Here is a 24000-nt window from a genome sequence, read left to right as displayed (position 1 = left end):
TGTTAGACAACGTGGCTCGCTTCCCTGATCCTATATCGATAGTCACTGACGCCATGCGGCTTGCTCTCCGATTCCGATCGATATACATCATACGATAACGGGAGGGCTTGCCCTTTGGGCTTCGTGGAGCAGGAGGTGAGCTGAAGTAATTCGTCGTTACGCCAAAGTTACGCCAAACTCGGCGAAGAGATTTGTCGCGTAACGCTGGGATGGGATCTCTGGTCCCCCCGACAGGAATCGAACCTGTATCTAGCGCTTAGGAGGCGCTTGTTCTATCCATTGAACTACGGGGAGAGCCAAGTCCGGGCAATCGCGCGAAAAAACCGCGAACCGGACGGCGGTGTGGACAGCGCGCAGAGTATAGCAAACGCGCGGCGCGTCGGCGGGGCGGAATGCACCACCCCAACGCGCGTATCGCGAGATCGCCCGCGATCGAAACGGAAAATCAGAAATCGACGACGACGAAATCTTCCTTGCCCACGTCGCACAACGGGCAGCGCCAGTCGGCGGGAATGTCGGCGAAACGCGTGCCTGCCGGAATGCCTTCGTCGGGCAGTCCTTCGGCTTCGTTGTAGACCCACCCGCAAATCAGGCAGACCCAGCTCTGGTATTCGGTTACTTCGCTCATGTTGCGCTCGGGATAATGAAAATTCGGCGATGCCGTCCGCGGCGTGGCCGGCGGACGAAAGGCGCAATGTTACCGGAATTTCGCCGAACGTCTGCGCAACGTCGTTTTAAACGTACGCATCGCGAACAACCGGCGGCGTCGCATCGGTCGGGCATGCAGTGTATGCTTCGTGGGCCTGTCAATCTGTAGGAGGAAAGGATGATCAACAGAAAGTGGATCGCGGGTGCAGTCTGTGTCGCGGCGCTGGCCGTGTCGACGCTCGCGCGCGCCGAGGCGCGTGTGTTCTTCGTCGAGCCGCAGGACGGCGCGACGGTGTCGAGCCCCGTGCACGTGAAGTTCGGTCTCGAAGGCATGGCGCTGAAGCCGGCCGGCGACATGACCCCGGATACCGGTCACCACCACCTGCTGATCGACGGCAAGCCGGTGCCGAAGGGCGACGTGATCCCGGCGACCGACCATTCGCTGCATTTCGGCAAGGCCCAGACCGAAACCGACGTGAAGCTGCCGCCCGGCCAGCACACGCTGACGCTGCAACTCGGTGACGGCGCGCACCGTTCGTACGGTCCCGAACTGAGCTCGACGATCACGGTCAACGTGAAATAACCGTGCATCCCGCGCCGGCGCCCGATGCGCCGCGCGGGATCTGCCGATCGGCCGGCCGCGGGCATCCGGTCGGCATTCGCGTGCTCATGCGGGCACGCAAACCGTAGCCGGCGTCCGAAAACCGGAGGTCGGCTACACCGCGCCCACGATACCGCGCCAGCGCCCGTCGGGAACGCCCCGCGGCACTCGTCCATCCAGCCGAGCCGATGCCGGCCTCCGCGCCCGGTACAATGGGCGCTTCCGATTTCTCTCTTCGCCGTCTCCCCATGTCGCTCTATTCCATTACCGGCGCGCAGCTCGCGTTCGGTCACGTCGCGTTGCTCGATCACGCGGATTTCTCGCTGGAAGCCGGCGAACGGGTCGGCCTGATCGGCCGCAACGGCGCGGGCAAGTCGTCGCTGCTGAAGATCGTCGCCGATCTCGCGAAGCCCGACGACGGGCTGATCACGCGCCAGCAGGAGCTCGTGACCGTCTACGTGCCGCAGGAGCCCGAATTCGAGCCGGGCGCGACGGTGTTCGACGTGGTCGCGTCTGGGCTGGCCCACACGCGCGAACTGCTCGAAGAATACGATTCGATCGCGCACCGCCTCGCGGAGATACCGGAAGGCGCCGAGCACGATGCGCTGCTTGCGCGAATGAACGCGCTGCAGTCGTCGCTGGACGCGCACGACGCATGGAACTGGCGTACGCGCGTGTCGATGACGCTCGCGCAAATCGGCCTGACGAACGGCGACGCGAGCGTCGACGCGCTGTCGGGCGGGATGCAGAAGCGCGTCGCGCTGGCGCGCGCGCTGGTGCTGCAGCCCGACGTGCTGCTGCTCGACGAGCCGACCAACCACCTCGACTTCGACGGCATCCGCTGGCTCGAGGAGTTGCTCGTCGCGCAGCGCGCGGGCCTGCTGTTCATCACCCACGATCGCGCGTTCCTCGACCGCGTCGCGACGCGCATCGTCGAGCTCGATCGCGGCCGGCTGCTGTCGTATCCGGGCAATTTCTCCGCGTACCAGACGCGCAAGGCGCAGCAGCTCGAAGTCGAGCGCGTGGAGAACGAGAAGTTCGACAAGCTGCTCGCGCAGGAAGAAGTGTGGATCCGCAAGGGCGTCGAGGCGCGCCGCACGCGCAGCGTCGGCCGCATCGCGCGGCTCGTGCAGATGCGCAACGAGCGCGCGGAGCGCCGCAATGCGCAGGGCAACGTGAAGCTCGACGTCGCGCAGGGCGAGAAGTCCGGCAAGATCGTCGCGGAGCTGACCGACGTGACGAAGCGCTACGGCGGCCGCACGGTGGTCGACCGCTTCTCGACGACGGTCATGCGCGGCGACAAGATCGGCTTCGTCGGCCCGAACGGCGCCGGCAAGACGACGTTGCTGAAGCTGATCCTCGGCGACCTGAAGCCCGACGAAGGCACGGTGCGCACCGGCACGAACCTGCAGGTCGCGTATTTCGACCAGATGCGCGCGCAGCTCGACCAGGAAAAGAGCCTCGCGGATACGATCAGCCCCGGCAGCGAATGGGTCGAGATCGGCGGCGTGCGCAAGCACGTGATGAGCTATCTCGGCGATTTCCTGTTCGCGCCGGAGCGCGCGCGTTCGCCGGTGAAGTCGCTGTCGGGCGGCGAGCGTAACCGGCTGCTGCTCGCGCGCCTGTTCGCGCGCCCGGCCAACGTGCTGGTGCTCGACGAACCGACCAACGACCTCGACATTCCGACGCTCGAACTGCTCGAAGAACTGCTGGCCGATTACGACGGCACGGTGCTGCTGGTCAGCCACGATCGCGCGTTCCTCGACAACGTCGTGACGTCGGTGATCGCGGCGGAGGGCGACGGCAAGTGGCGCGAATATGTCGGCGGCTTCACCGACTGGCAGATCCAGAGCGAGCGCTCGGAGCAGCTCGCGCAGCAGGAAGCGGCGAAGCGCGCGGTCAAGGAAGCGGCGCCCGCGAAGGACGAACCGGCGAAGAGCGCGGCCGGCCGCAACGCGCAGCGCACGGTGAAGCTGTCGTTCAACGAGCAGCGCGAACTCGATTCGCTGCCGGAGAAGATCGCTGCGCTCGAAGCGGAGCAGAAGACGATCAATGCGCAGCTCGAGGACGGCGCGATTTTCGCGAAGGATCCGCAGGAAGGCACGCGCCTGACCGAGCGGTTCGCGGCGATCGACGACGAACTGCTCGCCGCGCTCGAACGGTGGGAAACGCTCGAGGCGAAGCGCAAGCCGGTGTGACGCGCGCGGTGCGCGTCGATCCCGCGATTGGCGCGCCACGCGGAACCAGTAAAATACCGCGCGTCCAGGGTCGCGCCGCACACGCCGCGCGCCCGCTTTCGGAGCAGTCCAAGCACACCGTTGTTTCGATTCGCTTTTTTACGGAACTCAACGTTTTGTCCACGACGTTATCCACACGAGGTGTGGACAACGTCCCGATGAATGACGAAATTCAGCGCCTATGTCAACAAAGAAACCCAGCGCGGCCTATAGCGAAGCATCGATCAAGGTGCTCAAGGGTCTCGAGCCGGTCAAGCAGCGGCCCGGCATGTACACCCGTACCGAGAATCCGCTGCACATCATCCAGGAAGTCATCGACAACGCGTCCGACGAGGCGCTCGGCGGCTACGGCAAGCAGATCACGGTCACGCTGCACGCCGACCAGTCGGTATCGGTCGAAGACGACGGCCGCGGCATCCCGTTCGGCATGCATCCCGAAGAGGGCGTGCCGGTCGTCGAGATCGTGTTCACGCGCCTGCATGCGGGCGGCAAGTTCGACAAGGCCGCCGGCGGCGCGTATACGTTCTCGGGCGGCCTGCACGGGGTCGGCGTGTCGGTCACGAACGCGCTTGCGACGCGTCTCGACGTGACGGTATGGCGCGACGGCAAGATCGCCGAGCTCGGCTTCGCCGACGGCGACGTCGTGAAGCCGCTGTCCACGCAAGGCGCGGGCCGCGGCGAGAAAAAATCCGGCACGCGCGTGCAGGTGTGGCCGAATCCGAAATACTTCGATTCGCCGAACCTGCCGCTCGGCGAATTGCAGCGCCTGCTGCGCTCGAAGGCCGTGCTGCTGCCGGGTGTCGAGGTCGTGCTCGTCAACGAAAAGACGGGCGAGCGCCAGACGTGGAAGTATGAAGACGGCCTGCGCGGCTACCTTCTCGACGAAATGAACGGCAGCGAGCTGCTGATTCCGCTGTTCGAAGGCGAGCGTTTCGCCGATGCGCGTTCGACCGACGAAACCTTCGCCGAAGGCGAGGGTGCATCGTGGGTCGTCGCATGGAGCGAGGAAGGGTCGCTCGTGCGCGAGTCGTACGTGAACCTGATCCCGACGCCGGCCGGCGGCACGCACGAGTCGGGCCTGCGCGACGGTCTCTACCAGGCGGTGAAGAGCTTCGTCGAACTGCACAACCTGCAGCCGAAGGGCGTGAAGCTGCTCGCGGAAGACGTGTTCGCGCGCGTGTCGTTCGTGCTGTCCGCGAAGGTGCTCGATCCGCAGTTCCAGGGGCAGATCAAGGAACGGCTGAACAGCCGCGACGCGGTGAAGCTCGTGTCGTCGTTCTCGCGTCCGGCGCTCGAACTGTGGCTGAATCAGCACGTCGAGCACGGCAAGAAACTCGCCGAACTCGTGATCAAGCAGGCGCAGGCGCGTACGCGCGCCGGCCAGAAGGTCGAGAAGCGCAAGAGTTCGGGCGTCGCGGTGCTGCCGGGCAAGCTGACCGATTGCGAGACGGAAGACATCGCGCGCAACGAACTGTTCCTCGTCGAGGGCGACTCGGCGGGCGGCTCGGCGAAGATGGGCCGCGACAAGGAGTACCAGGCGATCCTGCCGCTGCGCGGCAAGGTGCTGAACACGTGGGAAACCGAACGCGATCGCCTGTTCGCGAACAACGAGGTGCACGACATCTCGGTCGCGATCGGCGTCGATCCGCACAGCCCCGACGATACCGTCGACGTGTCGAACCTGCGCTACGGCAAGATCTGCATCCTGTCGGACGCGGACGTCGACGGCTCGCACATCCAGGTGCTGCTGCTCACGCTGTTCTTCAAGCATTTCCCGCAACTGATCGAGCGCGGCCACGTGTACGTCGCGCGCCCGCCGCTGTTCCGCGTCGACGCGCCGGCGCGCGGCAAGAAACCCGCGCAGAAGCTCTATGCGCTCGACGACGGCGAGCTCGAAGCGATCCTCGACAAGCTGCGCAAGGACGGCGTGCGCGACACGCAGTGGAGCATCAGCCGCTTCAAGGGCCTGGGCGAAATGAGCGCCGAGCAGTTGTGGGACACGACGATGAACCCCGACACGCGCCGCCTGATGCCGGTGAAGCTCGGCGAGCTCGACTACGAGGCGACCGTCGCGCGGATGACGATGCTGATGGGCAAGGGCGAGGCAGCCGCGCGGCGCGGCTGGCTCGAGGAAAAGGGCAACGACGTCGAAGCGGACATTTAGTGCAGTGTTCGACGCCAATCGGCACTGATGCGCTGCGGCTTCGCGCCCGTGGCGGCGTCGCAAATCCTCGCGATGCGTCTGGCATCGCCGCGGTTTGCTTCTTGCCACGAACGCGAATCCGCTGGCGCATCAGCACCGCTTGACATCGAACACTGCACCGCCGCTTTCCGCGCGGCCGGGTATGACCCCCGGCCCGGCCTCACGCCACTTACGAATACGGAATTCAGATGGACGACAATACTTCCGATCTCTTTGCCAGCCCCGACGCGCCCGAGAGCGACGCGCTGACGCTCGGCAACTACGCGGAGCAGGCGTATCTCAGCTACGCGGTCAGCGTCGTGAAGAGCCGCGCGCTGCCCGACGTGTGCGACGGCCAGAAGCCGGTGCAGCGCCGGATCCTGTTCGCGATGAACGAAATGGGCCTCGGGCCCGACGCGAAGCCGGTGAAATCGGCGCGCGTGGTCGGCGACGTGCTCGGTAAATACCATCCGCACGGCGACCAGTCGGCGTACGACGCGCTCGTGCGTCTCGCGCAGGATTTCTCGCTGCGCTATCCGCTGATCGACGGGCAGGGCAACTTCGGCTCGCGCGACGGCGACGGCGCGGCGGCGATGCGTTACACGGAAGCGCGTCTCACGCCGATCGCGAAGCTGCTGCTCGACGAGATCGACCAGGGCACGGTCGACTTCATGCCGAACTACGACGGCTCGTTCGAGGAGCCGAAGACGCTGCCGAGCCGCATGCCGTTCGTGCTGCTGAACGGCGCGTCGGGCATCGCGGTCGGCCTCGCCACCGAAATCCCGTCGCACAACCTGCGCGAGGTCGCGGCCGCGGCGGTCGCGCTGATCCGCAATCCGAAGCTCACGCACGCGGAGCTGATGAACCTGATTCCCGGCCCGGATTTCCCCGGCGGCGGCCAGATCATCTCGAGCGATACCGAAATCTCGGCGGCGTACGAAACGGGCCGCGGCAGCCTGAAGGTGCGGGCGAAATGGAAGATCGAGGATCTCGCGCGCGGCCAGTGGCAGCTCGTCGTGACCGAGCTGCCGCCGAGCACGTCGGGCCAGAAGGTGCTCGAGGAAATCGAGGAACTGACCAACCCGAAGCTCAAGCTCGGCAAGAAGACGCTGACGCCCGAGCAGTTGAACACGAAGAAGGCGATGCTCGACTTGCTCGACGCGGTGCGCGACGAGTCGGGCAAGGAAGCGGCGGTGCGGCTCGTGTTCGAGCCGAAGTCGCGCACGATCGACCAGACGGAATTCGTGAACACGCTGCTCGCGTACACGAGCCTCGAATCGAACGCGACGCTGAACCTCGTGATGATCGGCGCCGACGGCCGGCCGGGCCAGAAGGGCCTGCTGACGATCCTCGACGAGTGGGTGAAGTTCCGCCAACTGACGATGACGCGCCGTTGCCGCCACCGTCTCGCGAAGGTCGACGACCGCATTCACATCCTCGAAGGGCGGATGATCGTCTTCCTGAACATCGACGAGGTGATCCGCATCATCCGCGAATCGGACGAGCCGAAGGCCGCGCTGATGAGCGCGTTCGGCTTGAGCGAGCGGCAGGCCGAGGACATCCTCGAAATCCGCCTGCGCCAGCTCGCGCGGCTCGAGAAGATCAAGATCGAGAAGGAACTCGAAGCGCTGCGCGACGAGAAGGCGAAGCTCGAGGATCTGCTCGCGAACGAAAGCGCGATGAAGCGGCTGATGATCAAGGAGATCGAGGCCGATGCGAAGCAGTATGGCGACGATCGCCGCACGCTGATCCAGCAGGAAAAGCGCGCGACGTTCGAGGCGAAGGTGGTCGACGAGCCGGTGACGGTGGTCGTGTCGCAGAAGGGCTGGGTGCGCGCGCTGAAGGGCCACGGGCTCGACCCGGCCGGCTTCACGTTCAAGGCCGGCGACCATCTCTACGCGGCGTTCCAGTGCCGCACGCCGGATCGCCTGATCGCGTGGGGCAGCAGCGGCCGCGTGTATTCGGTCGACGTGTCGGTGCTGCCGGGCGGGCGCGGCGACGGCGTGCCGGTCACATCGCTGATCGAGCTCGAATCGGGCTCGCACCTGATGCACTACTACGCGGCGCCGGCCGACCAGCAACTGCTGCTCGCGTCGAGCAACGGCTTCGGCTTCCTCGCGAAGGTCGGCGACATGGTGAGCCGCCTGAAGGCCGGCAAGTCGTTCATGACCATCGACGCGGGCGCGGTGCCGCTCGCGCCGATGCCGGTGCTGCCGAACGCGACGCAGGTCGCCTGCCTGTCGAGCGGCGGGCGCTTGCTCGTGTTCGGGATGGACGAGATGAAGACGCTGTCCGGCGGCGGGCGCGGCGTGATCCTGATGGCGCTCGACGACAAGGAAACGCTCGTGCAGGCGCTGGCGATCGATCCGGCCGGCGTCGTGCTGATCGGCACCGGCCGCGGCGGCAAGGTGCAGGACGAGACGCTGTCGTATGCCGGGCTCGCGCCGCACATCGGCAAGCGCGCCCGCAAGGGCCGCGCGCCGGACACGAAGCTCAAGGTCGTCACCGAGTTGCGTCCGCTGCTCGGTTGACGCCGCGCCGTTGGCCGGGTCGTCGGAATCGTCCGGTTCGGCCGCGATCGCAGGCCGCACGTCCGCTTCGGCGGGGGTGCGGCTTTTTCTTTCCGATGCGGGGATTCGGGTAAGCAAGCGTGGCGCTGTCACGCGGAATTTGCAAAATAGTGTGAAATCGCGTCGAGGGTCCGAACCGCCGCGCGACTGGCGGGTCGAACGTCGCTTGATGCCGCGTGCGACGCGGCCGTTCGCTGCACCCCACTCATCACAGGATCGTCCCCATGTCCCACGCCGTTGCCGTCGCGCTGTTTCTTCACCTGCTGGCCGTCGCCGTGTGGGTGGGCGGGATGGTCTTCGCACACTTCTGCCTGCGCCCCGCGCTGTCCGACCTGTCGCCGCAACTGCGGCTGCCGCTGATCGAAGGCGTGTTCGGCCGCTTCTTCAACTGGGTGTCGGGGGCCGTGATCGTGATCCTGCTCACCGGCGGCTTCCTGCTGATGAGCTTCGGCGGTGCGCACGCGACGTGGTCGCTGCATGCGATGGCCGGGCTCGGCGTCGTGATGATGCTGATCTTCGGACACATCCGCTTCGCGCTGTTCCCGCGGATTCGCCGTGCGGTCCAGGCGCAGAACTGGCCGGACGGTGCCCGCGCGGTGAATGCGGTGCGCCTGCTCGTCGTCGTGAACCTCGTGCTCGGCGTCGTCACGATCGGCGCGGCCGTGCTGTCGCGCGGGTTCTGACCGGCGACGTCGGTCCTTCGTTCTCGGCTCCAGGCCGGGGCGGCACGCGCCGCTACGCGGCCAGCATCGCGTCGAGCAGCCATGAGCCGGCCGGCCCGAGCGGCCGGTTGCGCGACCAGACCGCATCCACCCGCACCCGGCGCGGCCAGCCGCGCGCACGCAGCTCGCACAGGCGGTCGCGCGCGAAATGCTCGACCATCCAGCGCGGCAGTTCCGCCCAGCCGAACCCCAGCACGGCCATCTCCAGCAGCATCAGGTAGCTCGGCGCGAGCCAGTGCTGCGTGCCGACGACGATCCGGTCGTCGGTGCCGCGGCCTTCCGTTTTCACGTAGGTATTGAGGCGCAGTTCGCGCACGTCGCGCAGCGCCGCGTGCGGCACCTCGGCGTCGCCGTATTCGGCGAGCGCGTGCGTGCGGCCGACGAACAGCCCGATCTCCGATTCCTCCGCCACCGTCGCCGCGCCGATATCGGCCGGGTAGGCCGCGCGCGCGGCCATCAGCCCGAGTTGCGCGCGGCCCTGCTGGATCAGGTCGAGCACGTCGTCGTGCTCGGCGATCTGGCATTCGAGCTCGAGCGCCGGAAAGCGCCGTTCGAGCGCCATCAACGTCTCCTCGTAGCGCTTCGACTGGTAGGTATCGGACACGACGAGCGTGAGTCGCGCTTCCTCGCCGTGCGCGAGCCGCGCGGCCGTGCGGTCGATCGCCGCGCTGGCCTCGAGCGCGCGCTGCACCTGCGGCAGCAGCGCACGGCCGGCATCGGTGAGCGCCGGCGTGCGTGTCGAGCGGTCGAACAACTGCACGCCGAGATCGATCTCGAGATTCGCGATCGCTTCCGACACGGTCGACTGACGCTTGCCGAGCTTGCGGGCGGCGGCCGTAAACGAGCCGAGCAGTGCCGCTTCGGCGAATGCGAGCAGGGCTTCGGGGGCGTGATGCATGCGGGGCTCCTCGCAGCGTTATATCGGTAAAACCGATGATATCAAACTGGATTCGCACGGTTCTACCGATCAAAATGGCCGCCATGGATCAAGCAATGCATTGGAGGGCATCATGAAACAGACGAATAAAACGGTGACGGAACGCCTGCTGCACGCGCTGACGTTCGAACTGGTGGCGATCGCGCTGTGCGCGTCGATCGGCGCGTGGCTGCTCGACATGCCGGTGTCGCATGTCGGCGTGCTGACGGTGATGGTGTCGTTGATCGCGATGGCGTGGAACATGACGTTCAACACGCTGTTCGACCGCTTCGAGCGGCGGGCCGGGTTGTCGCGCACGCTCGGCATGCGGGTCGCGCACGCGGCGATGTTCGAACTCGGCCTCGTCGCGATGGTGGTGCCGGTGGCCGCGTGGTGGTTGAACGTGAGCCTCGTCGAGGCGCTGCTGCTCGACCTCGGCATCGTGCTGTTCTTCCTGCCTTACACGTTCTGCTTCAACCTCGCGTACGACGCGCTGCGCGCCCGCTGGATGGCGCGCCGGGTCGCGGTGCAGGCCGGTTGAGGCGTCAAGGCGGGGCGGGGCGCGCAGGGCGACGGCCGTGGCCCGTCAGTGCGTCGCCCACAGCCACACGCTGCACACGGCGGCGACCACGCCGTACACGGCATAGACGGGCACCTTGAAGCGCGTGAAGCACAGCGTCGCGAACGCGCCCGTCAGCCAGTAAACCGGGTCGCCCGGTTCGCGGTGGAGGATCTTCACGACGGCGACCACGAGAAAGGCTGTCGTCGCCGCGCGCAGCAGGCGCATCCCGTGCTCGAAGCGCGAATGGCGCTTGAGCCGGAACAGATGGTTCTGCGCGAACACGACGAGGCACCCCGACGGAATGAACAGCGCGGCGGTGGCGAGCAGCGCACCGACCCAGCCGTCGGTCAGGTAGCCGAGAAACGGCACGACGTTCAGCAACGGCCCCGGCGCGACCGGCGACAGCGCGAACGCCAGCGTGAAGTCGTGATCGGAGATGCCGGTCGCCGGCGACACGAACAGCGTCTTGAGCACCGGCAGCGCGGAGAAACCGCCGCCGAACAGCGTCATGCCGGCGCCCGCGAGGCGCGGCCACAGCAGATCCGCCTGGTAATTGCCGGGCAGCGGCATCGCGAACAGCACGACGAGCACACCGAGCAGCACGAGCAGGCCGCGATCGCGCTTGGACAGCGTGAAATCGATCGCATCGCGTTGCGACGGCCCCGTCAGCCAGCCCGCTGCAAACGCGGCGAGCAGAATCGCGACGAAAGCGGCCGGACCATGCGCGAAAGCAAGCAGAATCGTCGATAGCGCGGCGATCGCCTGTTCGAGCCGCGTACGCGCGAGCGAGCGCAACTGCTTGACCCACGTGACGCCGATCAGCGCGGCGAGCACCATCCCGAAGTGATTGATCAGCACCGGCGCGGCCAGCGAGCGGACGAGCGGCGTCTGATAGAAGATCGCGAACAGCGTCATCAGCACCGAGAACGGCAGCACGCTCGCGATGCCGGCGATCCATGCGCCGGCACGGCCATGCAGCGTCTGGCCGACCTGCACGGCGACATTGCAGCCGACGGGGCCCGGCACGAGCCACGCGAGCGCGACGAGATCGCCGAAGACGTGCGGCTCGATGCGCCGCAGCCGCTCCACGTAATGGCGTTCGAGCTGCGCCATCATCGAAAGCCCGCCCCACGAGACGGCCGAAATGCTGGCGACGACCTTGAACAAGGCCCATAGGGATGCCGGTGCCGCTTCGACACGCGCGGTCGCTTCGACTTCGACGGTTGTCATGATTGTGTGGTTGGCGCAGGGCCGGATATCTCGCGTAGGGCCGTGCCGACGGCCCGCCGACATGTCGGCCCTCCCGATTGTCCGCCGCGCATCGTGACACTGCCATGCGCGAAAACGCTAGTTAATGAACTAAACGACCGGATCGGAAAACGCAACAATTGCGGCGGCGCGCAACGCGCGCCGCGGCCGCAGCGGTGCGGGTCAGCCGCCCGTGCTGCCGGTCGCGCGATGCGCGACGACGTTCGGATGCTCGCCGCGCACGCCGAAGCGTGCGATCAGCGCGGGAATCGCATCGGCCGGCACAGGGCGCGAGAACAGGAAACCCTGCGCCTCGATTTCGCCGAGCGCGGACAGCCACGTGATCTGTTCCTCGGTTTCGGTGCCCTCGACGACGACGGTCAGCCCGAGCGAGCGCGCGAGATGCACGATCGACGACACCATCACGCACACGCTGCGATCGGTCGGAATCGCCTGCACGAACGAGCGGTCGACCTTCAGCGTGTCGACGGAGAAGCGGTGCAGGTACGACAGCGACGAATAGCCGGTGCCGAAATCGTCGAGCGCGATCCGGATGCCGAGCTTTTTCAGCGCGACGATCTTCTCGGACACGAGTTCCGGATATTCCATCATCGCGGTTTCGGTGATCTCGATCTCGAGCCGGTTCGCGTCGATGCCGGTATCCTTCAGCGCCTGCGAGATCGTCTCGATCAGGTCGCCGCGCCAGAACTGCACGGGCGAGATGTTGACCGCGAGCGTCAGCGTGTCGTGGCCTTCGTCGCGCCAGCGGGCGATCTGCTCGCACGCGGTGCGGATCACGAAGTCGCCGATCGGCACGATCAGGCCGGTCGATTCGGCGATCGAGATGAATTCGTTCGCGGAGATCACGCCGTGTTCGGGGTGATCCCAGCGCGCGAGCGCCTCGAAGCCGGTGATCGTGCGGTGCGCGAGGTCGATCTTCGGCTGGTACGCGAGGAAGAGTTGCCCCTCGGCGAGCGCGACGCGCAATTGCTGTTCCCACCGCATCAGGTGGTCGGCGCGGTGCGACAGGTGCGGCGCATAGAACTGGTAGCAGTTCTTGCCGGCGTCCTTCGCGCTGTACATCGCGAGATCGGCCTTTTTCAGCAGGTCGATCTCGCTTTCGTTCGCGACGGTATGCAGCGCGATGCCGATGCTCGCATGCAGCACGAACGAACTGCCGCGTACGTCGAACGGCTCGCTGAACATCTGAATGATCGCTTCGGCGAGCCGCACCGCGCGCCGCTCGACGTCGTCGCCCTTCATCACGACGACGAACTCGTCGCCGCCGATGCGCGCGAGCGAGCCTTCGTCGCCGACCGCATCGGCCAGGCGCGACGCGGTCATCTGCAGCACGATGTCGCCGGCGTTGTGGCCGAGCGTGTCGTTGACGGTCTTGAAGTTGTCGAGATCGATGAACAGCAGGCCGAGCCGCGACAGGCTCGCGGGCATCGACACGTCGTTGCGCAGCCCGCGGAGCGTCGCATAGCGGTTCGCGAGGCCGGTGAGCAGGTCGTATTCGGCGAGCTGCGTCATTTCGCGCTCGCGGCCGAGCAGCTTGCCGATCAGGCCTGTCGCGACGCCGAAGAACGCGAGCATCGCGAGCGTGATGAAGCTCGTCATCAGCAGGTAGACGTTGCGCGTGTGGGTGTAGTCCGCGAACTCTTCCGTCTGCGACAGCCCGACCATCACCGCGAGCGGGTAGCCGTCGAGGTGGCGGTACGACACGATGCGCGTCACGCCGTCGATCGGGTCGATGATCGTGCCCGTCACGCGCTCCGCGATCGGGTAGACGCCCGACGCCGAAAACGCGCCCGGCGCGTTGCTGACCGAGCCCGTGCGCCGCGCAAGCACCGCGCCCGTGTCGGACACGACCGCGATCACGCCTTCCTTGCCGATGGCCGCGTTGTTGTAGAAATCGTTCGTGAAGTAGCTCGGGTCTTCCGACACCACGACGATGCCCGCGAAGCTGCCGTCCGGATTGTTCAGGCGCCGCGTCATCTGCAGCGTCCAGTGGCTCGACACGCGGCCGAGCACGGGCTTGCTGATGAAGAGACGGTCGTCGTTGTGCGCGAGGTGGACCTTGAAGTGCTCGCGGTCGGACAGGTTGATCGGCTGCGGATGGGCTTCGGCGGTGTTCGCGAACAGGATGCCCTTCGCGTTGACGAGCGACACCTGGATCAGCGTGTCGCTCGGCACGACGCCTTTCTCGACGGCGCTCGCGAGATTGAAGCGCGCCGGCGACTTCTCGAATTCGAACTTGACGAAGCGGGTGATCTGGTCGACCTGGTGGATCGCCTTGACCGTATGCTGTTCGAGCGCGGACGACAGGATTGCCGCGGAAGCCGCCGCTTCCTTGTACGCACTGTCCTTTTCAACGGACAGCCGCGCGATGATCACGGCCCACAGCAGCGCGAGCGCCAGCATTCCGAGCAGCGGGATGGCAAACAGCGCACGCCGGCGCGATTTGCGCGGCGCGCGCAGCGGCCGGTTCGGCGGCGTGTGGTTGGACCGGGCGGAGCTCATCGAAGAGGGCGGCGTCCTGCTCGCGTGCGCCATCCGTCTGGATGGCCGACTAGGGTTCGGATTGTCCCGACGTCTGTTCGTTCGCGGGACGCGCAACCATGGACAGACCTCCGAAACAACGGATTAGGCCCGATATTACTGGCTGGAACGTTTTTGCGATAGTTGGGCAAAGCGCGGGGCGCCGGACGAGCCGGCGCCATCGCACATCGCGAAACGTCAGTCGGGCGACCGGAACGTGCCGTCGACGACCGTGACGACGTGGCCGCCGATCCACGTCGTGCCGTCTGCGTCGTAGCTGACGAAGATGCGGCCGTCGCGGCCGATCGCCGTGCCCTGGCGGGCCGTATACGACGGGCCGGGGCGGCGTTCCTGCCGCGTCAGCAGCCCGGCCAGCGCGGCGTTCGCGCTGCCGGTGACGGGATCCTCGCCGGGCGTGCCGAACTGGCCGCCCGTCATCAGGCAGCGGACCTCGAACGTCGCCGGGCCGCCTTCGGCATGCGGCGCGTAGGCGGCGAGGCCATCCACGCCGTAGCGGTGGGTCAGCGCCGCCAGCGCGGCCGGATCGGGCGACAGGCCGATGCACGCGTCGGCCGACTTCAGCCGTACGACCAGCCACGGCGCGCCGTTGTCCACCGCGCACGGCTCGGCGTCCAGGTCGAGCGCGTCGCTGCGCAGCGCGGCGGCCAGTGCCGCGTAGTCCGAACGGTCGAGCGGCGTGACGCGTGCCGGCGGCGCGGCGAACGCCCAGCCGTCGGCCTGCTCGCGCAGCGCGACGCGGCCGACCCCGCACTGCTGGATCAGCCGGCCCGGCGTGCGCGGCCGCGCGCCGCTTTCCAGGAACGCATGCGCGGTGCCGAGCGTCGGGTGGCCGGCGAACGGCAGTTCGCCGCCCGTCGTGAAGATCCGCACGCGGTAATCGGCTTGCGGATCGGTCGGCGTGCAGAGGAACGTCGTTTCCGACAGGTTCGTCCAGCGGGCGATCTCGCGCATCGCGTCGTCGCCGAGCGAATCGGCGTCGAACACCACCGCGAGCGGATTGCCCTTGAACGGCACCGACGTGAACACGTCGACCTGCTTGAAACGAACGAGACGCCCGGGCATCGCGCGGCGCCCGTTACGCGACTTCGGCGATCAGTTCGATCTCGACGCACGCGCCGAGCGGGATCTGCGCGACGCCGAACGCCGAGCGCGCATGCTTGCCCGCGTCGCCGAACACTTCGGCGATCAGCTCCGACGCGCCGTTCGTCACGACGTGCTGTTCGGTGAAGTCGAGCGTCGAGTTGACGAGGCTCATCAGCTTGACGATGCGCGTGACCTTGTTCAGGTCGCCGGTGTGCGCGTGCAGCGTCGCGAGCAAGTCGATCGCGATCGAGCGGGCGGCGGCCTTGCCGTCTTCCGTTTGCAGATCGGCGCCGAGCTTGCCGGCCCAGACCTTGCCGTCCTTCTTCGCGATGTGGCCCGACAGGTAGACCGTGTTGCCGCTTTGCGCGCTCATCACGTAGGCCGCGGCCGGTGCGCCGGCGGTCGGGAGCTCGATGCCGAGCGACTTCAGTTTGTCGTAGACGTTAGCCATGCGTTCGATTCCTCGTAGAGAGTCGTGACAGGGAAAAAGGGGATCAGAGGCGCTCGCGCAGCAGCTTGCCGAGGCGCGCGACGCCTTCCTCGATCTTCTCGGGCGGCACCGTCACGAACGACAGGCGCAGCGTGTTCTGCTGCGCGTTCTCCGCGAAGAACGGCGCGCCCGGCACGAAGGCGACGTGGTTGTCGACGGCCGCGGCGAGCAGCTTCATGCTGTCGATCTGCGCGGGCAGGTTCACCCAGATGAACATCCCGCCTTCCGGGCGATTCCACGTGACGCCTTCCGGCATGTGGCGCGCGAGCGCGCCGAGCATCGCGTCGCACTGCGCGCTGTACAGCTCGCGGATCGTCGGGATGTGCTCGTCGAGGAAGCCGTCCTTGATCACTTCGTGCGCGATGCGCTGGGTGAGCGTCGGCGTGTGCAGGTCGGTGGCCTGCTTGGCCTGCACGAGCTTGAAGTGGAGTTCCTCGGGCGCGATGATGTAGCCGATCCGCAGGCCCGGCGCGAGCACCTTCGAGAACGTGCCGAGGTGCACGACGTGGTCGGGCGCCATCGACAGCATCGTCGGCAGCGGCTCGCCCTGATAGTTCAGCGCGCCGTACGGATCGTCCTCCAGCACCGGGAACGGGCTCGATTGCGCGAACGCGGCGAGCGCGCGGCGGCGCTCGACGGGCAGGCGGCGGCCGGTCGGGTTCTGGAAGTTCGGCTGCGCGTACAGCAGGCGCGCGCCTTGCGTGAGTTCAGGCGTAAGACCTTCCGGCAGCAGGCCCTGCTCGTCGGTGGGCACCTGCACGTAGCGCGGTTCGTACAACGAGAACGATTGCAGCGCGCCGAGGTAGGTCGGCGTTTCGACGAGGATCGGGCTGTTCGGGTCGATCAGCGCCTTGCCGAGCAGGTCGAGCGCCTGCTGCGAGCCGGTCGTGATCAGCACCTGCGACACGCGCACGCTGTAGCGCTCGGCGATCCATTCGCGCAGCGGCAGGTAGCCTTCGGTCGCGCTGTACTGGAGCGCGGCGGCCGGCGCGTCGCGCAGCACGCGGTCGGCGGCGGCGCGCATGCGTTCCGCCGGGAACGTCGCGGGGGCGGGCAGGCCGCCGGCGAACGAGATGACCTCGGGGCGTTCCGTGACCTTCAGGATCTCGCGGATCGCGGAGCTCGTCAGCTTGCGGGCGCGTTCGGAAAGCTGCCAGTGCGGCGGATGCAGGTCGTTCGGATTCATAGTCTCCTCGTTCGGATATCGTGGTCAGTCAAGAAAGGTCGTTCGGGCGCATCGCTTCGACGCCGCCGGGTGGGCAGTGCCGGCACGATGAAGCCTTCACGGCTGGGTAAGCACGGCCAGTCAGGCAAAACCGATCAGGCAAAACGTTCATTATGGCGCACCTCATCAGCCGGCGCGAGCGGCGCGCGGCGCCGTGGCCACCGCCGAGCGGCGCCCGAGCACCACGGTCGCGATCACCGCGGCCGCGAACAGCCACGTCGACGACGTGACCGTTTCGCCGAACAGCAGCGCGGAAAAGGCGATCGTGAAGAAGATCTGCAGCAGTTGCACCTGGCCGACGCGTGCGGTGCCGCCCATCGCGAGCCCCGCGTACCACGCGAAGAAGCCGATGAATTGCGAAAAGAGGGTCACGTAGCCGAACGCGAGCCACGTGCGCGGCGCGAGCGGGCCCGGATGCGCCGCGTGCTGCATCCATGCGAGCCAGCCGACCGGCAGCACGAGGAACGGCGCCGACACGACGAGCGCCCAGCAGATCACCTGCCAGCCGCCGATCTGGCGCGCGAGGCGCGCGCCTTCCGCATAGCCGAGCGCGCCGATGCCGACCGCGACGAGCATCAGCGCGTCGCCGGCCTGCACGGCGCCGCCGCCGTCGCGCAGCGCAAACGCGATCACGAGCGCGCTGCCGGCCACCGCGCTGGCCCAGAACGCCTTCGACGGCCGTTCGTGCGACAGCCATGCCGCGTACAGCGCGACGAACAGCGGTTGCAGCCCGTTGACCACCGCGCCGTGCGAGGCCGGCACACTCTTCATCGCCCACGCGGAAAAAACCGGATACGCGATGATCACGCCGGCCGACGTGATCGCGAGGCTTTTCAGTTGCGCGCGGGTCGGCAGCGGCTCGCGGCGCGACCACAACAGCAGGCCGGCCGGCACGGCGGCGGCGAGCGCGCGGCCGAGCCCGTTGAGCAGCGGATTGAGTTCGGATACGACGATCCGCGTCATCGGGAGCGTCAGGCTGAAGATCATCACGCCGATGAGGCCGAGCAGCATGCCCCGGGTTTCGCGCGAATTCATGGGCTGGGTGTCTCCGTATTGCCGGGTGTGTGGAATGGCAGGCGGCGGAGCGCTCAGCGCAGCGTGCGCGCGCCGTGCGGCGTGTCGAATTCGGCGACGAGCGCCGGCGGCCCGTCGGTGGATTCGACGGCGAGCAGGTGAGCGGCGCCGAGCCAGTCGAGCTGCTCGCGGATCGTATCCGCACGCGGGTGGACACCCTTGAACGTTTTCAGCGCGACGCCGTCGTTCGGCAGCGATTCGGCCGGATGGCGCGGGCTGTCCCACTGGATCAGCGACGGCACGAGGCCGTCGCCCGCACCCTGCCACGCGGGGAAGCTGCCGTCGTCGGGCACCGTGAGGCCCCAGCTCAGGTCACCGCGCCGCATCGCGACGACCGGCGCGATGCGGGCCGGGTACTGGCGCTGCCACAGCGCAAGCCGGCGCGGGCGGTCGACGCGCGCGACCCAGTGCGCGAGAAACGGGCCTCGCGCGAGTCGCGCGTGGATCGCCGGATCGTCGAGCCCGAACAGCCGCGCGCGCGGCGGCTCCGCAGCGTCGCCCGGCGCGGGCGCGTCGGGGTCGATCGCGATCACTTCGAGGTAGAGCCCGCCCCACGCGCCGAACAGTGCATTGTGGGTCCGCATCAGCGGGTGGCGGCCGCCGCCGGCCGGTTCGATGCCGAGCGCGTCGGCGACATGGCGCACGCCTTCGTCGAGGGTGCGCGCGGCAATCACGAGATGATCGAGTGTCAGGGAGCGGGCTGGCATGAGCGTCGGTCGGGAAGCGAAAGTGTCATGGTAGGCGGGCGACGGGTCGAGCGGGGGCCGGACCGGCCGGCGCACCGGCCGCGACGCGGGCCGGCGGGCGCAGCGCACCGTGCGGCGCAGCCGCAACGGCGGGCACGATCGCCATTCCGGACAACTGTAATCGGCGCGACCGGCACAGTAACGGTACAATCGGCGCGATAGCCTTCGGTACAGTTGGAGCTGCCGCCCATGTCCACCGTCCCACTCGCCCAGATTCCCGCGCCGCACGACACGGCCACGCTCACGCTCGTCGACCAGTTGGTCCAGTGGGCGCGGCGGCGTATCGACGAACGCGTGTTCCGTCCCGGCATGCGCATGCCGTCGATCCGCAAGCTCGCGCTCGACAAGAGCGTGTCGCGCTTCACCGTCGTCGAGGCCTACGAGCGCCTCGTCGCGCAGGGCTACCTCGACTCGCGGCGCGGTTCCGGCTTCTACGTGCGCGAGCGCACGGGCGCCGGCCCGCAGCCGGCCGACGGCGTCGCGCGCACGGCCGAGGCCGCGCCCGTGCACAACACGATCGACGTCGTCTGGCTGCTGCGCAACATGCTGCACACGGTCAGCCCGGAGAAGGGCCCGGGGCTCGGCTACCTGCCGGGCCGCTGGCTCGACGGCGAGTTGATCACCGGCGCGTTGCGCGCCCTTGGGCGCCAGTCGGGCGCGCAGATGCTCGGCTTCGGCACCGCGCAGGGCTTCCTGCCGCTGCGCCAGCAACTGCAGACGCGCCTCGCCGAAGTCGAGATCGGCGCGAAGCCCGAACAGATCGTGCTGGTTTCCGGCATCACGCAGGCGATCGACCTGATCTCGCGGCTCTACATGCGCCCGGGCGATGCGGTGATCGTCGGCGATCCCGCGTGGTTCCAGATGTTCGGCCGGTTCGCCGCGCAGGGCGCGCAGCTCGTCGGGATGCCGTATACGCCCGACGGTCCCGACCTCGACGCGCTCGAAACCCTGGTGCAGATGTGGCGGCCGAAGATGCTCGTGATCAACTCGGTGCTGCAGAACCCGACCGGCACGTCGCTGTCGGCCGCGCAGGCGTTCCGGATCCTGAAGCTCGCGGAGGCGTACGATTTCCTCGTCGTCGAGGACGACGTGTACGGCGACCTGTGCCCGCCGAGCTATCCGGCCACGCGCCTCGCGAGCCTCGACCAGTTGAAGCGCGTGATCTATCTCGGCAGCTATTCGAAGACGCTCGCGGCGAACCTGCGGGTCGGCTACGTGGCCTGCGCGCCGGAGATCGCGAAGGCGGTCACCGACCAGAAAATGCTGGTCGGGATGACCACGCCCGAGCTCAACGAGCGCGTGCTGTACAAGATTCTGACCGAAGGCCATTACCGGCGTCACGTGGAGCGGCTGCGCGCGCGGCTCGACGGCGTGCGCGACAAGACCGCGCGGATGCTCGAGCGCACGGGGCTCGGGCTTTTCACGATGCCGGCGGCCGGGATGTTCCTGTGGGCCGACACGGGCGTCGATTCGGACGCGCTCGCGGCGGTCGCGCACGAAGCCGGCTTCCTGCTGACGCCGGGCAGCCTGTTCTCGCCGCAGCAATCGCCGTCCACGTGGATGCGCTTCAACGTCGCGAATTGCGGCGATCCGGCGCTGCCCGGGCTGCTGGCACGCTATATCGACTCGGCGGCGCGGCGCGCGTCGTGACGCGGCGCGGCACGCCGGCTCTTGAAATGCCGCGCGCCGTCCCCAGATACGCGCGCAAATCGCCTGCGCCAGGCGGTCGTCCCGAACGGGCCGTCCCAAACGGGCCGTCCTTCGCGGGTCCGCCGGCATCGCGCGCCGGGCGCCGGCGCCCCCCTTTCAGTTCAAGTAAGAGGAAACAGCATCCATGGCACACGAAACGATGAGCTTTCAGGCAGAGGTCAAGCAACTCCTCCACCTGATGATCCATTCGCTCTACAGCAACAAGGAAATCTTCCTGCGCGAACTGGTGTCGAATGCGTCCGACGCGGCCGACAAGCTGCGTTTCGAAGGGCTCGCGGACAGCGCGCTGTACGAGAACGATCCGAACCTGCGCATCCGCATCGGCTACGACAAGGCCGCGCGCACGATCACGATCGACGACAACGGCATCGGCATGAGCCGCGACGAGGCGATCGCGAACCTCGGCACGATCGCGCGTTCGGGCACCAAGGAATTCTTCACGAAGCTGTCGGGCGACCAGCAGAAGGATGCGGCGCTGATCGGCCAGTTCGGCGTCGGCTTCTACTCGGGCTTCATCGTGGCCGACAAGATCACCGTCGAAACGCGCCGCGCCGGCCTGCCGGCGAACGAGGCCGTGCGCTGGGAAAGCGCGGGCGAGGGCGATTTCACGATCGACGCGATCGAGCGCGCGCAGCGCGGCACGACGATCACGCTGCACCTGCGCGAAGGCGAGGACGACCTGCTGTCGTCGCACCGCCTGAAGTCGATCATCCAGAAGTATTCCGACCACATCGCGCTGCCGATCCTGATGCGCAAGGAAGAGTGGGATCAGGAAAAGGGCGAGATGGTCCTGAAGGACGAGGACGAAACCGTCAACCAGGCGAGCGCGCTGTGGACGCGTTCGAAGAGCGACGTCACCGACGAGCAGTACACGCAGTTCTACCAGCACATCGCGCACGATCATCAGGATCCGCTCACGTGGACGCACAACCGCGTCGAGGGCCGCAGCGAATACACGCAACTGCTGTTCGTGCCGGCGCACGCGCCGTTCGACCTGTGGAACCGCGATTATCGCGGCGGCCTGAAGCTGTACGTGAAGCGCGTGTTCATCATGGACGACGCCGAGCAACTGCTGCCGCAATACCTGCGCTTCGTGAAGGGCGTCGTCGATTCGGCCGACCTGCCGCTGAACGTGTCGCGCGAGATCCTGCAGGAAAGCCGCGACGTGAAGGCGATCCGCGAAGGCGTGACCAAGCGCGCGCTGTCGATGCTCGAGGAACTCGCGAACGCGGAAGACGATGCCGGCAAGGACAAGTACAAGACGTTCTGGGGCGCGTTCGGCCAGGTGCTGAAGGAAGGCCTCGGCGAGGATCACGCGAACCGCGAGCGCATCGCGAAGCTGCTGCGCTTCGCGTCGACGCACGGCGACACCGACGCGCAGGACGTGTCGCTCGCCGACTACGTGTCGCGCATGAAGCCCGAGCAGAGCAAGATCTACTACGTGACCGCCGATACGTGGCAGGCCGCGAAGAACAGCCCGCATCTGGAAGTGTTCCGCAAGAAGGGCGTCGAGGTGCTGTTGCTGACCGATCGCGTCGACGAATGGATGCTGTCGTTCCTGCACGAATTCGACGGCAAGCCGCTCGCGAGCGTGGCCCGCGGCGATCTCGATCTCGGCGAGCTGAACGACGAGGAGAAGAAGGCGCAGGAGCAGGCCGGCGAGGCGATCAAGCCGGTCGTCGAGAAGATGAAGGAAGCGCTCGGCGACAAGGTGAAGGAAGTGCGCGTCACGTTCCGCTTGACCGATTCGCCGTCGTGTCTCGTCGCGGACGACAACGACATGAGCGGCTACCTGCAGCGGATGCTGAAGGCGGCCGGCCAGAACGCGCCGGCGATGCAGCCGATCCTCGAGATCAACCCGGAGCACGCGCTCGTGAAACAACTGAACGCCGACAGCGCCGATTTCGGCGACTGGTGCCATCTGCTGTTCGATCAGGCGCTGCTGGCCGAAGGCGGCATGCTCGACGATCCGGCGAGCTTCGTGAAGCGGACCAACGCGCTGCTGCTGTCGCGGGCCGCGTGAACGCGCGCATGCGATTCGACGGCGCGCAGGCCGGCTGGCGCGAGACGCCGCGGCCTGGCTGCACGCTCGACCAGCGCGACTGGCTGACGCGCGGCGGATCGCTGACCGCGCACCTCGCGCGGCTGGGCCGCGTGACCGTGCGCGTGACGCGCGAGGCCGTCGACGCGCCGTGGTTCGACGAGCCCGACGCGCTCGCGAGTTCGCCACGCGCGCCGATGTGGGTGCGCGAGGTGATCCTGTCGGTCGACGGCACGCCGTACGTCGCCGCGCACAGCATCGCGCCGCTCGCGGCCAGCAAGGGCGTGTGGCAGGCGATGCGGCGGCTGCGCACGCGGCCGCTCGCGGAGCTGCTGTACAGCGATCCGCAGGTCGAGCGCTCGGCGCTCGTGAGCCGGCGCGTGATCGCCGGTCATCCGCTGTATGCGCTCGCGAGCCATGCATTGCAGGGCGCGCGCGCGCCGCACGCGTTTGCCGCGCGGCGCTCGGTGTTCCAGCGTCACGGCAAGCCGCTGATGGTCACCGAGTGCATGCTGCCGACGCTGTGGCGCCATCTCGCCGCGCACGGCGACGGGCCGCGATCGGTCGGGTCGCACGGAGACGCGTGATGTTGCAGGGCTTTCCGCCGGTCGTCGCGCCGAACACGCACACGATGATCCTCGGCAGCTTTCCGGGCGAGGCGTCGCTCGACGCCGCGCAGTACTACGCGCATCCGCGCAACCAGTTCTGGCGGCTGCTCGGCGCGGTGCTCGGCGAGCCGTCGCTGCATGAGCTGCCGTACGATGCGCGGCTTGCGCGCGTGCTGTCGCACGGCATCGGCATCTGGGATGTGCTCGATGCATGCCATCGGCAGGGCAGTCTCGATTCCGCGATCAGGAATGCGAAGCCGAACGACTTCGATTCGCTGCGCGCGCATGCGCCGTTGCTCAAGCGCGTGTGCTTCAACGGCAAGACGGCGGGGCGGTTCGCCGACGTGATCGGCCAGGCCGGGTACGAGACGCTCGTGTTGCCTTCGTCGAGCCCGGCGAATGCAATGCTGTCGTTCGAGCAGAAGCTGGTGCTTTGGCGCGGGATACGTCCTTGAAACTCGTTGGATTCAGAGTGTCCCGAGAAGCAGGATCAGGTGGACGGCAGCAGGTGGTCGAGTAGTGGCTCTCCGTCGCCATTCCGCTACTGCTTGTGACGGTATCGCGCAAGGTTCGAGCAAGGCCGAGCAGATGCTCGAATTCGCCGCGGTTCGCCGGAAAGGGTTTGAGTTTTCCGATGCGTGCGAGGTTATCGAACCTGTCCGCATTTTTGTGGGCGAGGCGGTTGAACAACGTGTTACCCACGCGCCTGCATAAATCGCTCTCCGAACAGGATAGCAAACTGATTCATTGCTGATTTCCAGTCGAATGCGGACCG

At 67.3% G+C, this 24000-nt stretch carries 19 protein-coding genes and 1 tRNA gene; 10 read left to right on the top strand and 10 right to left on the bottom strand.

All coding sequences use genetic code 11. The annotated features are described in order from the left end of the window. Positions 1 to 219: 219 nt before the first annotated feature. Both QZM72_RS33935 and QZM72_RS33930 read right to left on the bottom strand, forming a co-directional pair. Positions 220 to 294, bottom strand: a tRNA-Arg gene (locus tag QZM72_RS33935). Between the two features lie 151 nt (positions 295 to 445). Beyond that, on the bottom strand, positions 446 to 628 hold the full coding sequence (locus tag QZM72_RS33930; RefSeq protein WP_006478164.1) for a rubredoxin: 183 nt from the start codon (positions 626 to 628) through the stop codon (positions 446 to 448). A 198-nt stretch (positions 629 to 826) separates the two neighbouring features. On the opposite strand from QZM72_RS33930, the gene QZM72_RS33925 reads away from it, so the two are divergent. The 5 genes from QZM72_RS33925 to QZM72_RS33905 all read left to right on the top strand — a co-directional run bounded on the left by QZM72_RS33925 (position 827) and on the right by QZM72_RS33905 (position 8921). Continuing rightward, a complete protein-coding gene (locus QZM72_RS33925) occupies positions 827 to 1231 on the top strand; it encodes a DUF4399 domain-containing protein (protein ID WP_089468101.1) in 405 nt (134 codons plus the stop codon). 230 nt (positions 1232 to 1461) lie between these two features. After that, complete coding sequence (locus tag QZM72_RS33920; protein WP_179233418.1) at positions 1462 to 3447, top strand: ATP-binding cassette domain-containing protein; 1986 nt, start codon at positions 1462 to 1464, stop codon at positions 3445 to 3447. A gap of 220 nt (positions 3448 to 3667) precedes the next feature. Continuing rightward, positions 3668 to 5650, top strand: a complete 1983-nt coding sequence (parE, locus tag QZM72_RS33915; RefSeq protein ID WP_050017499.1) for a DNA topoisomerase IV subunit B — start codon at positions 3668 to 3670, stop codon at positions 5648 to 5650. A gap of 227 nt (positions 5651 to 5877) precedes the next feature. Beyond that, positions 5878 to 8199 (top strand): DNA topoisomerase IV subunit A, encoded by a 2322-nt coding sequence (parC, locus tag QZM72_RS33910; RefSeq protein WP_089468099.1) that lies wholly within the window; start codon positions 5878 to 5880, stop codon positions 8197 to 8199. 263 nt (positions 8200 to 8462) lie between these two features. After that, a complete protein-coding gene (locus tag QZM72_RS33905; RefSeq protein ID WP_089468098.1) occupies positions 8463 to 8921 on the top strand; it encodes a CopD family protein in 459 nt (152 codons plus the stop codon). Positions 8922 to 8973: 52 nt separating this feature from the next. On the opposite strand, the gene QZM72_RS33900 is transcribed toward QZM72_RS33905, so the two are convergent. Next, entirely contained in the window at positions 8974 to 9858 is an 885-nt protein-coding gene (locus QZM72_RS33900; RefSeq protein WP_089468097.1) for a LysR family transcriptional regulator, read from the bottom strand. A 112-nt stretch (positions 9859 to 9970) separates the two neighbouring features. Here QZM72_RS33900 and QZM72_RS33895 point away from each other — a divergent pair, with 112 nt between their 5' ends. Further along, positions 9971 to 10417 carry a multidrug/biocide efflux PACE transporter gene (locus tag QZM72_RS33895; RefSeq protein WP_089468262.1) on the top strand — a complete coding sequence of 149 codons (447 nt, stop codon included), beginning with the start codon at positions 9971 to 9973 and terminating at the stop codon, positions 10415 to 10417. A 45-nt stretch (positions 10418 to 10462) separates the two neighbouring features. Here QZM72_RS33895 and QZM72_RS33890 read toward each other — a convergent pair whose 3' ends face one another. The 7 genes from QZM72_RS33890 to QZM72_RS33860 form a co-directional block, all read right to left on the bottom strand. Further along, positions 10463 to 11668: a chromate transporter gene (locus tag QZM72_RS33890; protein ID WP_301740280.1), complete on the bottom strand. Its 1206-nt coding sequence runs from the start codon at positions 11666 to 11668 to the stop codon at positions 10463 to 10465. A 201-nt stretch (positions 11669 to 11869) separates the two neighbouring features. Beyond that, on the bottom strand, positions 11870 to 14209 hold the full coding sequence (locus tag QZM72_RS33885) for an EAL domain-containing protein (protein ID WP_089468260.1): 2340 nt from the start codon (positions 14207 to 14209) through the stop codon (positions 11870 to 11872). 216 nt (positions 14210 to 14425) lie between these two features. Beyond that, positions 14426 to 15310 carry a PhzF family phenazine biosynthesis protein gene (locus QZM72_RS33880; RefSeq protein ID WP_301740279.1) on the bottom strand — a complete coding sequence of 295 codons (885 nt, stop codon included), beginning with the start codon at positions 15308 to 15310 and terminating at the stop codon, positions 14426 to 14428. 13 nt (positions 15311 to 15323) lie between these two features. Then, positions 15324 to 15782, bottom strand: coding sequence for a RidA family protein (locus QZM72_RS33875; RefSeq protein ID WP_006478174.1), 459 nt, complete (start codon positions 15780 to 15782; stop codon positions 15324 to 15326). A gap of 43 nt (positions 15783 to 15825) precedes the next feature. Then, positions 15826 to 17007, bottom strand: a complete 1182-nt coding sequence (locus tag QZM72_RS33870; RefSeq protein ID WP_089468094.1) for a PLP-dependent aminotransferase family protein — start codon at positions 17005 to 17007, stop codon at positions 15826 to 15828. A gap of 165 nt (positions 17008 to 17172) precedes the next feature. Then, a complete protein-coding gene (locus tag QZM72_RS33865) occupies positions 17173 to 18081 on the bottom strand; it encodes a DMT family transporter (RefSeq protein WP_301740278.1) in 909 nt (302 codons plus the stop codon). 53 nt (positions 18082 to 18134) lie between these two features. Further along, on the bottom strand, positions 18135 to 18827 hold the full coding sequence (locus QZM72_RS33860) for a VOC family protein (RefSeq protein ID WP_301740277.1): 693 nt from the start codon (positions 18825 to 18827) through the stop codon (positions 18135 to 18137). Positions 18828 to 19055: 228 nt separating this feature from the next. On the opposite strand from QZM72_RS33860, the gene QZM72_RS33855 reads away from it, so the two are divergent. The 4 genes from QZM72_RS33855 to QZM72_RS33840 all read left to right on the top strand — a co-directional run bounded on the left by QZM72_RS33855 (position 19056) and on the right by QZM72_RS33840 (position 23680). Further along, the gene (locus tag QZM72_RS33855; protein WP_301740276.1) at positions 19056 to 20516 is read left to right on the top strand and encodes a PLP-dependent aminotransferase family protein; all 1461 of its coding nucleotides are present in this window, start codon (positions 19056 to 19058) and stop codon (positions 20514 to 20516) included. Between the two features lie 184 nt (positions 20517 to 20700). Next, positions 20701 to 22599: a molecular chaperone HtpG gene (htpG, locus tag QZM72_RS33850; RefSeq protein ID WP_301740275.1), complete on the top strand. Its 1899-nt coding sequence runs from the start codon at positions 20701 to 20703 to the stop codon at positions 22597 to 22599. Positions 22600 to 22607: 8 nt separating this feature from the next. Next, positions 22608 to 23204 (top strand): chorismate lyase, encoded by a 597-nt coding sequence (locus QZM72_RS33845; RefSeq protein ID WP_089468259.1) that lies wholly within the window; start codon positions 22608 to 22610, stop codon positions 23202 to 23204. Continuing rightward, the gene (locus tag QZM72_RS33840) at positions 23204 to 23680 is read left to right on the top strand and encodes a DNA-deoxyinosine glycosylase (RefSeq protein ID WP_089468089.1); all 477 of its coding nucleotides are present in this window, start codon (positions 23204 to 23206) and stop codon (positions 23678 to 23680) included. Before QZM72_RS33845 ends, QZM72_RS33840 begins: the two co-directional genes overlap by 1 nt. The last annotated feature ends 320 nt before the right edge of the window (positions 23681 to 24000 follow it).

Origin of the sequence: Burkholderia sp. AU45388, assembly GCF_030481585.1 — a bacterium.
Taxonomy (GTDB): Bacteria; Pseudomonadota; Gammaproteobacteria; order Burkholderiales; family Burkholderiaceae; genus Burkholderia; species Burkholderia sola.
The sequence above is the reverse complement of the archived record's forward strand: the minus strand, read 5'-3'. Positions and strand labels throughout refer to the sequence as shown.